Origin of the sequence: Bacillus altaicus (assembly GCF_042136375.2) — a bacterium.
GTDB classification, from domain to species: domain Bacteria; phylum Bacillota; class Bacilli; order Bacillales; family Bacillaceae_G; genus Bacillus_A; species Bacillus_A cereus_U.
In genome coordinates this window covers 659259-672240 of sequence record NZ_CM143394.1, presented here as the reverse complement: position 1 = coordinate 672240, position 12982 = coordinate 659259, and the positions used below count along the sequence as shown (strand labels likewise).

Here is a 12982-nt window from a genome sequence, read left to right as displayed (position 1 = left end):
ACCGAAAAATGAATAATATTGAAAGAAAATAATAACGCATAAAAATTATTACCACATACTAATAGTAAATCTTATAACCAGATATAACAAGAGAGAAATAAAAAAGGTCCTAACTTACAAATGTAAGTTAGGACCTTTTGACGCGCCCAGAGGGATTCGAACCCCCGGCAGACGTGGTACCGGAAACCACCGCTCTATCCGACTGAGCTATGGGCGCATGATTATAAAACAGACTTCATTTTCTTCTCATAATAATAGCAATAAAACCCATCTAAATCAATAAAAATATCCCCTACTTCCTTTATACTCCATAGCAATATTTATATTAAATACATTCCTTCCCCTAAATTTTCCAAACATAAATTCACCCAAACCCACAAATTATAATCTTTGAATTGATATTCCAAAGGAGGCTTCATTCAATGACTGTAATTACAAAACTAAAGCAAACTGTTTCTGGATTAAAAAGTGCACAAGCTAGCTTAGAGGGATTCGCTCTTGATACGGATAACCAACAAGCAAAGCAACTCTTCCAAACAACTGCGCAGCAAACACAAACAATTATTGATTCTTTAAACCCACGTGTTGAAGAAGTCGAGCAAGAAGAACCACAATACACACAGCAATAACCAAAGGTGCCATTGTATCTAATGGTACACAATGCGAGAAAAAGGATGATATGCAATCATCCTTTTTCTCGCAAATTACATACTGCAATAGAAATGGAATGATTATAATGCGAAAACTCGGCCTCATAACCGCGTTATTTGTTCTTCTATTCGGTTCACTTACCGGATGCGATAACAGCCCGTTAGATAAAAAAGTAAAGAAAGAAGAAGCTAAAAGAACAGATGAAAAAAAGGGCCCTAAGTTAACAAAAATGAGTACAGAATCCTTTAATCAATCTATATCGCAAGACTCTAAGAAAAAGGCCCTCGCTATAGATGGCATTATAAAAGCTACCGCAGTTAATACCAATTTAGATCTTTACATAGCCGTCAAACCTGAACATCATGAAAGATTTGGTTTAAAGCCTTTACGAAGTAAATTAAAAAAGAAATTAAGTGATGAAAATCCTACTTTCGATATTCGTGTAAGTACAGACAAAAAGATTTTTATGCTCCTAGAAGAACTTGAAAACAAAATTAAGAACAAGAAAGTAAGTAAGGATGGTATTAAAGAACAATTGAAACTCATTCAATCAGAAATGGGATCTAATATTTAAGCTTTCTAAAAGAAAAGGAAGGATTGTCATGTCTAGTAAAGATAAAAACTTAACTCCTGTACAACAGGAATATAAAAAATTCGCGCAAGAACGAGAACCGAAGCGTCCAGTCTTAAAAAATTGTATAAAAGCTTTTTTCGTTGGTGGTTTCATTTGCTTCATCGGGCAGCTTATTTCTACTTTTTACATCACGTATTTTGATTTCACTGAGCGCTCAGCAGGGAATCCGACAGTAGCAACTCTAATTTTCATTTCCATGTTACTAACTGGATTCGGTATATACGATCGCTTTGGACAATTTGCTGGGGCTGGCACAGCGGTACCAGTTACCGGTTTTGGTAATTCTGTTATCGCAGCATGCATTGAACACCGAACGGAAGGGTTCGTCCTAGGTGTTGGCGGTAACATGTTTAAATTGGCTGGCTCTGTTATTTTGTTTGGTGTATTTTCCGCTTTCGTCATCGCACTTATTAAAACGATTCTCGTTCAATGGGGAGGGCTATAAATGTTACAAGGACACCGAACATGGATATTTGAAAACAAACCAGTCATTATCTCAACCGGGGTAGTCGGTGGACCATTTGAAGCGAAAGGTAATATCCCTGAAGACTTCGACACCCTCCATGAAGATTTATGGCTTGGACAAGATTCTTACGAAAAGGCTCACAAAATTTTATTTGAAGAAGCTTGTAGCCGTGCTACAGAGAAAGCAAAACTTCGGAAAGACGATATTCAATTCGTACTCGCAGGAGATTTAATTAATCAAATAACCCCAACGAGCTTTGCATGTCGTACACTCGGAACACCTTATCTTGGATTATTTGGAGCTTGCTCTACTTCTATGGAAGGATTAGCGCTCGGCGCAAGTATTGTAAATGCAAAAGGCGCAAAATATTTATTAACTGGAGCATCAAGCCATAACGCTGCCGTGGAAAAACAATTCCGTTACCCAACTGAATATGGTGGACAAAAGCCCCCTACAGCGCAGTGGACAGTGACCGGTGCAGGTGCAGCAATTTTAAGTGATACAGGAAATGGTCCAAGAGTAACTTCCGCCACAATTGGGCGAGTTGTTGACATGGGTTTAACAGATCCGTTTAATATGGGCGGTGCGATGGCCCCAGCTGCTGTCGATACGATTGAAGCCCATTTACGCGAACGACAAATCGACGCCTCTTATTACGACTTAATCGTAACAGGTGACCTTGGACATGTAGGACGCGAAATCGCTTACGACCTACTACATAAACACGGTACAAAAGTAAAGAGCGAACAATTCCAAGATTGCGGAATCATCATTTATAGAGAAGGTCAACCTGTCATAGCTGGCGGAAGTGGTCCTGGGTGTTCTGCAACAGTCGTGTACGGACATTTATTAAATAGAATGAAAAAGGGAGAATTCAAAAAGATGCTAGTTGTTGCAACAGGTGCTTTACTATCTCCACTTACATTCCAACAAGAAGAAACAATTCCATGTATCGCTCATGCTGTATCGATCGAATTTGGAGGTGCAACACAATGATTTTTTTCTGGGCTTTTGTTATTGGTGGCCTTATATGTGTAATTGGTCAACTTATGTTTGATGTGGGTAAACTTACTCCTGCCCATACAATGGCAACACTCGTTGTTGTTGGGGCTATATTAGATGGATTCAATCTATATGAACCATTAATTGATTTTGCGGGTGCAGGAGCAACTGTACCAATTACAAGTTTCGGTAACGCCCTCGTTCACGGCGCTATGGAAGAAGCTGCAAAACATGGAATTGTCGGCGTTATTACCGGTATGTTTAAAGTAACAAGCGCTGGTATTTCTGCTGCTATCATTTTTGGATTCATCGGAGCATTGCTATTTAAACCGAAAGGATAAGAGGTGTTTTCATGACTGTTATCGCTAGTGTAAAAACATGCCTCGCTAGTTTAAGGGGGGCTCAAGCAAGCTTAAGTTCCCTTTCGCTAAATTCAGAAGACGAAGAAACAAAACGCGTCTTTCACGAATGCATGTTAGAAATGGACAGCGTCATCGCTGATTTAAAGGATAGAGTTTCATTATTAGAACGTGAAGAACCTCAATATAAAGGGTTTTAAGCAGACTGGAGGAAATTACTATGTCTCATCTACCCGAATGGTCACTTGTCATTCTCCGTTCTGTATTCATATTAATTCTTTTATTCGCTATTACAAAATGGCTTGGAAAAAGACAAATCTCCCAACTTTCCTTTTTCGAATACATAGCTGGAATGACGATTGGTGACATTGCTGCCCAAGTATCTACAGGGCTAGATCAAAAGTTTTTCCATGGTGTATTTGCTATACTTATTTTCGCTTCGGTACCTTTTTTCGTAGGAATTCTTTCCTTAAAAAATAAAGCCGCGAGAGATTTCTTTGAAGGAAAGTCTACAGTTTTAATAAAGGATGGCAAAGTACTTGAGGATAATTTAAAGAAAGAAAAATATACAAGTGATGAGTTACTTGAACTTCTTAGAGGAAATGGTGCATTCAGTATAGCTGAAGTCGAATTCGCTGTCTTAGAACCGAGCGGAGAATTAAATGTATTATTAAAGAAAGATTCTCAGCCACTTACAGCAAAAGACATCGGTTTAAAAGTACCGAACGAGAAGGAACCACAAACTGTTATTATGGATGGAAATGTACTAGATGAACCTCTTTCTGCAAGCGGGCACAACCGCGCTTGGTTACATTCTGAATTAGAAAAACTCGGCGTTGTCATTGAAAATGTGTTTCTCGGTCAAGTTGATTCATACGGACAACTTACTATCGACATTTATAATGATAAACTCCAAATGCCTTCTCCTCAAAACAAACCTTTACTATTGGCATCTTTAAAAAAATGCCATGCTGATCTTGAACTATTTTCTTTAGAAACAAAATCGAAATCAGCAAGTGAAATGTATAGTAAAAACGCGAAACAAGTCGAAACAATTTTAAATAAAGTAACCTATCTTTTAAAAGAATAAATACCGAAAGAACGCTTCAGTAAAAAGGCGTTCTTTTGCCCTTTCTACACCTTTAATCACGTTTAAATTTATGTAATTCGGTTATGATGTTGAAGATACATAAGCAGGGAATTTTAAAAACATAGCGAATAAATCATGATACAACTACATATTTTTTTGATTTAAAGTGGTTTCGTTTGACCTTTATTGACCATAATTGTATTATAAACTAATAAAGCTTTCAAAGGAGGAAATAACAGATGAATTTAATTCCTACAGTAATTGAACAAACAAATCGTGGAGAACGCGCTTACGATATTTACTCTCGACTATTAAAGGACCGCATCATTATGCTTGGTAGCGCAATTGATGACAACGTAGCAAACTCAATCGTTTCCCAGCTTTTATTCTTGGAATCTCAAGATCCAGAAAAAGATATTCACATCTATATCAACAGCCCTGGTGGTTCTATCACAGCTGGTATGGCAATTTACGATACAATGCAGTTTATTAAACCACAAGTATCAACAATCTGTATCGGTATGGCTGCATCTATGGGTGCATTCTTACTTGCAGCAGGTGAAAAAGGAAAACGTTTCGCTCTTCCTAACAGTGAAGTAATGATTCACCAACCACTTGGCGGTGCACAAGGTCAAGCGACTGAAATCGAAATCGCTGCAAAACGCATCCTATTCTTACGTGAAAAATTAAACCAAATTCTTGCTGACCGCACAGGTCAACCACTTGAAGTTCTACAACGCGACACAGACCGCGACAACTTCATGACAGCAGAAAGAGCTCTAGAATACGGCTTAATTGATAAGATCTTTACAAGTCGTTAATAAATTAAAAGCGGAAGCGGCTCGTTCAGAATCGCAGGGCGCCTAAGCCCCTGATTCCGAGGCGCTTTTTGCCTCGAATGAAGGGGCGAAACGACCGGAGATTCTAGCCACTGGAGCTGGATATAATTAAAAGCAGAAGCGGCTCATTCAGAATGAGAGGGGGATGGAGCTTCTGACAAAGAGTTGCTTTTTACCTCGACGGAAGAAGCGAAGCCACCGATCATTCTAGCCGCCGGAGCTGGATATAACTAAAAGCGAAGGCGCCCTATTACAGGGCGCTTTTTTATTATCATGTATTCTCCCTCCGCATACCCCATCCGGTATCCACCTGAATATATCGACGATTTTTCAAATATATCGACCGTAACTCAAATTTTATCGGCGATTATTTTAATATATCGACGTTTCGACACAACATATCGACTTACCGACAAGCGCGAACTAGCTACATACCCCACCGATCATTCGTTACCCCACACCAGCCAAGCTGCTCACAAACAACAGAATAAAAAAAGCTATCGCACATTCGCGATAGCCTTTATTGTACATATGCAGCTAATGCTTCCAAAGCCTCTTCTGCATCTGAACCTTCTGTTGTGATTGTAATCATGCTACCAGTTCCGATCGCTAAGCTCATAATCCCCATTATGCTCTTTGCATTAACTGTCTTTCCATCTTTCTCAATGAAAATATCAGAATGAAAGCGATTTGCCTCTTGTACAAACAACGCAGCCGGACGTGCTTGTAAACCGTTTTTTAATGCAACTTTAACCACTTTTTGAACCACAGCTCCATTTCCCCTTTAACCTCTTATTTTTTTGCTACCGTTTCCCCCGCGCGTAATTTCTCTGCAATTCCATCGATTTTACGCAAACGATGATTAATACCCGATTTACTAATTTTCCCCCCGGATACCATCTCACCTAACTCTTTCAATGTTACATCTTGATAATCTCTTCGTAACTGTGCAATTTCTCTTAATTTATCTGGCAAAATATCAAGCCCAACGGTCTCATCAATATAGCGGATGTTCTCAATTTGCCTTAGCGCTGCACCAATTGTTTTATTTAAATTAGCTGTTTCGCAGTTAACTAAACGATTTACCGAATTACGCATATCGCGAACAATTCGAATATCTTCAAATCTTAAAAGTGCATTATGGGCACCTATAATATTTAAAAACTCTGTAATTTTCTCAGCTTCTTTCAAATACGTAATGTACCCTTTTCTTCTTTCCAACGTCTTACTATTTAAATCAAATCCGTTCATCAGTTCACATATAGAATCATTATGTTCCTTATATAACGAAAAGATCTCTAAATGATAAGATGATGTTTCTGGGTTATTTACCGAACCACCTGCTAAAAATGCACCGCGTAAATACGATCGTTTACAACATTTCTTCTCGATTAATTCCTGCGATATATTTCGAATAAACGAAAAGTCATCTCGAACAATGTGAAGATCTGCTAATATTTCGCGAGACTTCTCAACAAGCCGCACGATATATACATTATTTTTCTTCAATCGCATTTTTTTACGAACAAGTAATTCTACCGTCACATCATATCCTTTTTTCAAGAGCGTATAAATCCTTCTTGCAATTGCTGCATTTTCCGTTTGAATATCGATAGATAGGCGACGGTTTGAAAAAGAAAGCGATCCGTTCATTCGAAGCAACGCCGATAATTCTGATTTCTCACAGCATTCCTTCATTTCAAGGTTGGTCAACTCTTTCTTTGTTTCTGATGCAAATGACACAGTCAACACCTCCTTATACTATTACTTTGGAACAAAAATCTTGTCCTATATGAATGAGGAGCGTTACCTCAAACGAGGCAACGCATATTTATAACAATGAATATAAAATAGAAGCTAACTTTAATGTATCATGTCTTACAACACGCTCATCATATTTCGCTAATCGCTCTTGAATGATTTCGATATTATGTTCAGCAAAACGATCTGTATCCATTGCAACTGGTTCCGACATTTCTTCCTCATATAGCGTACGTAATTCACGAGGAATATCACGATTATTTACAATCGCAGTGTCGATAAATGGTTTACCTAAATGATCATGTAACGCCTGCACATGATCAAACGCAGTATAACCCTTCGTTTCGCCCGCTTGCGTCATAACATTACATACATATACCTTCTTCGCTTTTGCAGCAAGAACAGCGTCTCCAATTTTGTTAACAACTAAATTCGGTAATATACTTGTGTACAGACTTCCTGGACCGAAAACAAGCAAATCAGCTCGTTTAATTTCCGTCAACGTTTCACATAACGGTTCTACATCTTCTGGAGTTAAAAATACACGATTAATCTTCTTCCCGAAATAAGGAATCTTTGATTCACCTGTTACAATTTCTCCATCTTCTAATTCTGCATGAAGTACCGCACTTTGATTCGCTGCTGGTAATACACGTCCTCTGACATTTAATACTTTACTCGTTTCCGTAATCGCGTGGTAAAAGTCTCCTGTAATCGAAGTCATACCTGCCAATAGTAAATTTCCTAACGCATGCCCTTTCAGTCCGTCTCCAGTTGTAAAACGGTGCTGAAATAAAGCTTCCACTAATGGTTCTACATCCGATAAGGCAACAAGTACGTTACGAATATCACCTGGAGGTGGAATTGCTAGCTCATCACGTAGTCTACCTGAACTGCCTCCATCGTCGGCTACTGTTACAACTGCTGTAATATCAACCGGATATTGTTTTAAACCTCTTAATAAAACAGAAAGTCCAGTTCCACCTCCCATGATAACAATTTTAGGTTTTCTCTCTTTTTTCATCCCTTAATGGCCCTTTCTCTTCTCCACATCACGATGAGATACATGAACGCTATACTCTGGTTTCAAATGTTTCCCAAGGTACTCTGTAAGCGTAACAGAACGATGTTGCCCACCTGTACATCCAATCGCAATTACAAGTTGACTCTTGCCTTCTCTTTTATAATGAGGCAGCATGAAAGTGATAAGATCCGTCAATTTCTCTAAAAACTTATGTGTTTCATTAAATTTCAACACATACGACGAAACTTCTTCATCCAGTCCTGTTAATGGCTTCATATGTGGAATATAATATGGATTTGGTAAAAAACGAACATCAAATACTAAATCAGCATCAATTGGAATTCCGTACTTAAATCCAAATGACATAACATTTACACGAAATGCTTGCTCAGTTTCTGTTGAGAATAAGTGAACAATTTTCTCTCGTAATTCTTTCGGTTTCAACTCAGATGTATCAAGCACAATATTCGCGCGCGCCTTCATATCAGTTAATAGACCACGCTCAGCTTCAATTCCCTTTAACGGCAAGCCAGTTGGCGCAAGTGGATGCGAACGTCTCGTTTCTTTATAACGAGTTACAAGTGTGCCATCTTTCGCATCTAAAAATAAAATATGAGGAATAATCCATGTACGTTCTGATAAATCATCAAGTGCTCCCCATAAATATTCAAAAAACTCTCGGCCACGTAAATCAATACCGAGTGCTACTTTATTCATTTTACCTTTTGAATCTGCCATAAGTTCAATAAACTTCGGCAATAACATCGGTGGTAAATTATCTACACAAAAATAGCCTAAATCTTCAAAACTTTGTAACGCTACCGTTTTTCCAGCTCCAGACATCCCTGTAATAATTACCATTTTTATATCATTATTCTCTGTCATCGTATCCTCTCCTTGCAGGTTTAACTCGGATCTAATCGATATGAAAGCAACTCAAAATCTGGGGTATATACAAATGTACCGTAGATTATACCATTCCCTTTAATTAAATAATCAATAATGTGATAATCTCCTGGTGCCATTGCTAAATCATCAATTTTATCAAATGTATGCCAACCAATGATGCCTTCTTCGCTCTCTAATTTGTTTTCTCCTGCAAAATCTGTTGCTAAAAAGGAGAACATCATCCATTCAGAAACAACTTTATCACCCTCTTGGATGACAAAGGTGAAGACCCCTTTTAACGCTGGGTTCTTTAAATAAATACCTGTTTCTTCACGATACTCGCGAACAACGGAATCTCTTACCGTCTCACCACGTTCCATTTTCCCGCCCGGTGCAACCCACCAATTCCGGCGAGGTTTTTGGAGTAAGAGTACTTCATTATCTCTAATTAACACACAGTTTGTCACTCTTTGCATGTTTCTTCACCTCAGCTACTTGCAGCAAAATTTCTCACCGCATACTCATTTCATTATACTATCAAAAACAGTTTGCTACAACGAAGGTGCCAGTCCCCTTTCGCTAAGCAATTGTAAAAAATCTTTCTATAACAAGCAATCAAAATACCTTACTTCCCATGAACAGTAAATAAAAATCCCCTTAACGATAAAAATCGTTAAGGGGATTAAAACACTTATTTCTTACCGAAATAAGTAACAACCGCAAATCCTAAAATAAAAGTAATAATTGAACTTACAATTGAAATACCACCAGTCGGAATGCCAGGGAACACAATGACAATCGACCCGATAACGAGCCCAATAATTGCCGCAAATGTCATACTTTTATAACGATCTAACAAATAACTAATTCCTTTACTACTTACAACAAATCCGGCCATCACGCCGGCACCGATAACCACGATTAACGGTAAATTGAGTGTAGTTAAAGCGTTAATTGCTGTTGGATACACACCAATAATTAATAAAATAAACGATCCACTAATTCCAGGAAGAAGCATAGCCATACTAGCCACCCATCCTGCGAAAAACAAACCAATTGCATTTAAAATTGTTAACGTCGTAATCGGATCAGCTGCCTTATCTGGTTTAAAGAATGCTGTTATTGCAACAAGAATTGCTGCAATTATTAATAAGGTAATATGACTACCTTTAAACGTTGCCTTTGCATCAGCTTCTCTCATTAACATCGGTAATATACTAATAATTAAACCGAGGAAGAAAAATTGAGTCGGTTCATAATGATTTGCTAATAAATATTTAATAACGTGACTTAACGTTAGAAAAGCTGCCGCTACACCAGCTGCAAGTGGGATTAAAAACGCTAAATGTTTTTTCCATTCACGACTAAAGAATCCGCTAATTGCTGCGAGCAATTGTTCATAAATCCCTAACACAACAGCGATTGTTCCGCCGCTCACACCAGGAATTAAATCACTAACGCCCATACAAAATCCACGATATATATTACGCCATTCCATACTGAATAAATTCCTCATTTCTTATAGTGATTTTTTCCGTAAAGTCCAGTATATCAATAAGAAAGCTTATAATCCTAATTGTTTTTGACAAAACTTTGACATTTTCACAAAAAAAAGAAAGCTCCTATCGGTAGCTTTCTTTTCAAAAGGTATATTACCCCTTATTTTTCTGTTACAGTTTTTAATTCTTCTACTAACTCTTCTATATAATGCTGTGCACTCTGCGCTGCAATACTACCATCGCCTGTTGCAGTTACAATTTGACGAAGCATTTTTTCACGAACATCACCAGCTGCGAAAATACCAGGAACTTTCGTTTCCATACGCTCGTTCGTTTCAACATAACCATTTTCATTTGTAATACCTAGCTCAACAAACGGTTTTGATAGTGGTAGCATACCGATGTATATGAAAACGCCGTCAGTTTTAACTTCTTGTTCTTCTCCGCTGTTTACATCTACAAGTGTTACGCTTCCTACTTTACCATTTGCATCGTTAATTTCTTTTATAGTGTGATTCCAAATGAAATCTACTTTCTCATTTTGGAAAGCACGATCTTGTAAAATTTTCTGTGCACGAAGAGTGTCACGACGGTGAACGATTGTTACTTTTGATGCGAAGCGTGTTAAGAACACACCCTCTTCAACAGCAGAATCTCCGCCGCCAATAACAACAAGTTCTTTCCCTTTAAAGAATGCACCATCACATACTGCACAATACGATACACCGCGGCCGCCAAGTTCTGTTTCACCTGGCACACCAATTTTTTTATACTCTGCACCGCTTGCAACGATAATTGCACGTGCTTTATATTCTTTTTTACCAGCCATAATTGTTTTGTACTCTTTACCATCGATGATTGCTTTCACATCACCGTATGCATATTCAGCACCAAATTTCTTCGCATGCTCAAACATTTTATTTGATAAGTCTGGTCCTAAAATAGACTCATAACCTGGATAGTTCTCTACATCTTCTGTATTTGCCATTTGTCCACCTGGAATACCACGCTCAAGCATCAGTGTGCTTAAATTCGCACGAGATGTATATACCGCAGCTGTCATACCAGCTGGTCCTGCACCAATAATAATGACATCATAAATTTTTTCTTCTGACACACTATTCACTCCCATTCATTCATACACATTAAGTTACCCTCATTATACTGTTAGCATCATTTTTTTCCCAATGATTTGCCTACCCTACGTGTGCGTGCGCTTAACAGCCTGCACATACTTTCGTACAGTCGCTACAGATACATTATATACATCACCAAGCTCTGCCTGTGTCATCTTATTTCTTTGTTCGCCGCGCACAATATATTCAATTGCCGCTGACCAACCGTACACATTTGTAAAAGTCGCTCCAGATGTATATAAACGTATGAACGTACAAAACCAAAAATTTAAACACTCTTCGATTAATTCATCATCTTTTTTCGTATAATTGTATAATGCATCCGCGATTCGTACGCACTGTTCAAATTGCTGTAAATCAGCTGGGATGCTTTTATGACTATTAAGTAAAAAGAAATATTTTGCAAGTTGCGATACGATTGGAACACCATTTTTCGCTTGCGTTACATCAAAGAAGAACCCAACCTTCTCTGGTGTTGACAATTCATTCATTAAATATAAAGCTAGCATTTTCTCTTCTAGCGTCGTACTTTTCTGAAATGATTTTCGTAACTCTTCAAATAAAAGATTTTGTCCTTCATCTGCTAAATTCAGTGCATTCCACGGTTCTTTTCCTTTTTTATCAGGATGCAATTCTACAACATGTTGCCACATTTTTTCAGCTACTTGCTGTTCCTTCACCATATACGCCGAGTATGCAAACCAGTAATAAAAACTAACGTCTCCCTCGTATCCTTGACGCTTTAATACTTTGAACCATTTATATGCAGGTTCAAAATGACCAATTGTTGCAAGCGTTGTTCCAAGTTTCAAACGATGCTCAAATGAAATTGGATATACCGAAACTAACTGCCCTGCTAATGACTCTACTTGCTTATGCTCTCCAATTGAATATAGAAAAATAAGCGTATTACAAAGCGCATGCATATTACCAGGACTTTTCTCTAAAATCATTTCTGTTAACTTAAGCGCTTGATCTACATTACCTGATTGAAAATGTGCAATCGCTAAATTATTATGGCCCGACCAAAATTCTGGGTATTCTTTCGTAACAACTTCTAGTGTAGCAATCGCCTCTTCTAATTGGCCGTTACGAATGTAGCGGTTCGCTTCTTCCTGCATAACAATTAGCTCATCTTCATCCTCAATCTCTTCCTCACCCATTGCTTCTTCTTCCATAATCTCAAGCAATTCTAATGTATCTTCTACGAATTCCTTCTCTTCCGCAACTTCTAAATATCGGTCTGCATACTTCTTCGCCTGTTGAAACAAGCCCATATATGCATAATTATTTGAAATAAAATAATAGCATTGCTCAAGTTCAGGATTGGATCTAACAAGCTTTAGAAATATCTGATTCGACTCTTGGTATTCACCAGATTCAGATAATGCTATTGCTAGTTGGCATAAAATAAACGGCTCCTTCTCGCTTTGTGACGCTCTTCGAAAATATTTAATTGCATCTTGCAATTTTTGCCCTTTATAAGCCCTCATCCCTTTTTTATAAAAGAAGTCCGCTAATTGATTAAAAGAGATAACTTGTCCGCTCTCCTTATATATTCTTTGATTTTTCCCCATATATCCTCCAGTTTTTTGTTTTCTTCGCTCACACATTCTTCTATCTATAAGTATAA

The 12982-nt window shown here is 37.9% G+C and carries 16 protein-coding genes and 1 tRNA gene; 8 read left to right on the top strand and 9 right to left on the bottom strand.

Features of this window, described 5'->3' with window-relative positions; translation table 11 throughout:
• Positions 1-141: 141 nt before the first annotated feature.
• Positions 142-217 (bottom strand) — tRNA-Arg (locus ACE38F_RS03360).
• A gap of 205 nt (positions 218-422) precedes the next feature.
• Here ACE38F_RS03360 and ACE38F_RS03355 point away from each other — a divergent pair.
• The 8 genes from ACE38F_RS03355 (at position 423) to clpP (ending at position 5023) form a co-directional block, all read left to right on the top strand.
• Positions 423-629 carry a DUF1657 domain-containing protein gene (locus ACE38F_RS03355; RefSeq protein WP_215554693.1) on the top strand — a complete coding sequence of 69 codons (207 nt, stop codon included), beginning with the start codon at positions 423-425 and terminating at the stop codon, positions 627-629.
• A gap of 107 nt (positions 630-736) precedes the next feature.
• The gene (locus ACE38F_RS03350) at positions 737-1225 is read left to right on the top strand and encodes a YhcN/YlaJ family sporulation lipoprotein (protein WP_375370200.1); all 489 of its coding nucleotides are present in this window, start codon (positions 737-739) and stop codon (positions 1223-1225) included.
• Between the two features lie 28 nt (positions 1226-1253).
• On the top strand, positions 1254-1730 hold the full coding sequence (spoVAC, locus tag ACE38F_RS03345; protein WP_002112810.1) for a stage V sporulation protein AC: 477 nt from the start codon (positions 1254-1256) through the stop codon (positions 1728-1730).
• Positions 1731-2747, top strand: coding sequence for a stage V sporulation protein AD (gene spoVAD / locus ACE38F_RS03340; protein WP_375370201.1), 1017 nt, complete (start codon positions 1731-1733; stop codon positions 2745-2747).
• Positions 2744-3094, top strand: coding sequence for a stage V sporulation protein AE (spoVAE, locus tag ACE38F_RS03335; RefSeq protein WP_002112813.1), 351 nt, complete (start codon positions 2744-2746; stop codon positions 3092-3094). The genes spoVAD and spoVAE overlap by 4 nt, the downstream gene beginning before the upstream one ends.
• Before the next feature lie 11 nt (positions 3095-3105).
• Positions 3106-3312, top strand: a complete 207-nt coding sequence (locus tag ACE38F_RS03330; RefSeq protein ID WP_016106600.1) for a DUF1657 domain-containing protein — start codon at positions 3106-3108, stop codon at positions 3310-3312.
• Positions 3313-3332: 20 nt separating this feature from the next.
• The gene (locus ACE38F_RS03325; RefSeq protein ID WP_199709911.1) at positions 3333-4202 is read left to right on the top strand and encodes a DUF421 domain-containing protein; all 870 of its coding nucleotides are present in this window, start codon (positions 3333-3335) and stop codon (positions 4200-4202) included.
• 239 nt (positions 4203-4441) lie between these two features.
• Entirely contained in the window at positions 4442-5023 is a 582-nt protein-coding gene (gene clpP / locus ACE38F_RS03320; RefSeq protein ID WP_002159906.1) for an ATP-dependent Clp endopeptidase proteolytic subunit ClpP, read from the top strand.
• Positions 5024-5561: 538 nt separating this feature from the next.
• Here clpP and ACE38F_RS03315 read toward each other — a convergent pair.
• The 8 genes from ACE38F_RS03315 to ACE38F_RS03280 form a co-directional block, all read right to left on the bottom strand.
• The gene (locus tag ACE38F_RS03315) at positions 5562-5810 is read right to left on the bottom strand and encodes an HPr family phosphocarrier protein (RefSeq protein WP_002144903.1); all 249 of its coding nucleotides are present in this window, start codon (positions 5808-5810) and stop codon (positions 5562-5564) included.
• 23 nt (positions 5811-5833) lie between these two features.
• Positions 5834-6784, bottom strand: a complete 951-nt coding sequence (gene whiA, locus ACE38F_RS03310) for a DNA-binding protein WhiA (RefSeq protein ID WP_002159905.1) — start codon at positions 6782-6784, stop codon at positions 5834-5836.
• Positions 6785-6872: 88 nt separating this feature from the next.
• On the bottom strand, positions 6873-7826 hold the full coding sequence (locus tag ACE38F_RS03305) for a gluconeogenesis factor YvcK family protein (RefSeq protein ID WP_375370202.1): 954 nt from the start codon (positions 7824-7826) through the stop codon (positions 6873-6875).
• 3 nt (positions 7827-7829) lie between these two features.
• On the bottom strand, positions 7830-8711 hold the full coding sequence (gene rapZ / locus ACE38F_RS03300; protein WP_215554697.1) for an RNase adapter RapZ: 882 nt from the start codon (positions 8709-8711) through the stop codon (positions 7830-7832).
• A gap of 20 nt (positions 8712-8731) precedes the next feature.
• Positions 8732-9190 (bottom strand): NUDIX hydrolase, encoded by a 459-nt coding sequence (locus ACE38F_RS03295; protein ID WP_001190080.1) that lies wholly within the window; start codon positions 9188-9190, stop codon positions 8732-8734.
• A gap of 215 nt (positions 9191-9405) precedes the next feature.
• The gene (locus ACE38F_RS03290) at positions 9406-10212 is read right to left on the bottom strand and encodes a DUF368 domain-containing protein (RefSeq protein ID WP_215554698.1); all 807 of its coding nucleotides are present in this window, start codon (positions 10210-10212) and stop codon (positions 9406-9408) included.
• Between the two features lie 161 nt (positions 10213-10373).
• On the bottom strand, positions 10374-11330 hold the full coding sequence (trxB, locus tag ACE38F_RS03285) for a thioredoxin-disulfide reductase (RefSeq protein WP_215554699.1): 957 nt from the start codon (positions 11328-11330) through the stop codon (positions 10374-10376).
• Positions 11331-11414: 84 nt separating this feature from the next.
• Positions 11415-12926 (bottom strand): tetratricopeptide repeat protein, encoded by a 1512-nt coding sequence (locus ACE38F_RS03280; RefSeq protein WP_341308081.1) that lies wholly within the window; start codon positions 12924-12926, stop codon positions 11415-11417.
• Positions 12927-12982: the final 56 nt, after the last annotated feature.

What these genes read in the sequence shown, in the direction of transcription:
- rapZ (WP_215554697.1), bottom strand. Translation starts at nt 8,711, where the DNA reads ATGACAGAGAATAATGATATAAAAATGGTAATTATTACAGGGATGTCT.
- spoVAD (WP_375370201.1), top strand. Translation starts at nt 1,731, where the DNA reads ATGTTACAAGGACACCGAACATGGATATTTGAAAACAAACCAGTCATT.
- ACE38F_RS03330 (WP_016106600.1), top strand. Translation starts at nt 3,106, where the DNA reads ATGACTGTTATCGCTAGTGTAAAAACATGCCTCGCTAGTTTAAGGGGG.
- ACE38F_RS03295 (WP_001190080.1), bottom strand. Translation starts at nt 9,190, where the DNA reads ATGCAAAGAGTGACAAACTGTGTGTTAATTAGAGATAATGAAGTACTC.
- ACE38F_RS03305 (WP_375370202.1), bottom strand. Translation starts at nt 7,826, where the DNA reads ATGAAAAAAGAGAGAAAACCTAAAATTGTTATCATGGGAGGTGGAACT.
- ACE38F_RS03280 (WP_341308081.1), bottom strand. Translation starts at nt 12,926, where the DNA reads ATGGGGAAAAATCAAAGAATATATAAGGAGAGCGGACAAGTTATCTCT.
- ACE38F_RS03290 (WP_215554698.1), bottom strand. Translation starts at nt 10,212, where the DNA reads ATGGAATGGCGTAATATATATCGTGGATTTTGTATGGGCGTTAGTGAT.
- clpP (WP_002159906.1), top strand. Translation starts at nt 4,442, where the DNA reads ATGAATTTAATTCCTACAGTAATTGAACAAACAAATCGTGGAGAACGC.
- ACE38F_RS03325 (WP_199709911.1), top strand. Translation starts at nt 3,333, where the DNA reads ATGTCTCATCTACCCGAATGGTCACTTGTCATTCTCCGTTCTGTATTC.
- spoVAC (WP_002112810.1), top strand. Translation starts at nt 1,254, where the DNA reads ATGTCTAGTAAAGATAAAAACTTAACTCCTGTACAACAGGAATATAAA.
- ACE38F_RS03350 (WP_375370200.1), top strand. Translation starts at nt 737, where the DNA reads ATGCGAAAACTCGGCCTCATAACCGCGTTATTTGTTCTTCTATTCGGT.
- spoVAE (WP_002112813.1), top strand. Translation starts at nt 2,744, where the DNA reads ATGATTTTTTTCTGGGCTTTTGTTATTGGTGGCCTTATATGTGTAATT.
- ACE38F_RS03355 (WP_215554693.1), top strand. Translation starts at nt 423, where the DNA reads ATGACTGTAATTACAAAACTAAAGCAAACTGTTTCTGGATTAAAAAGT.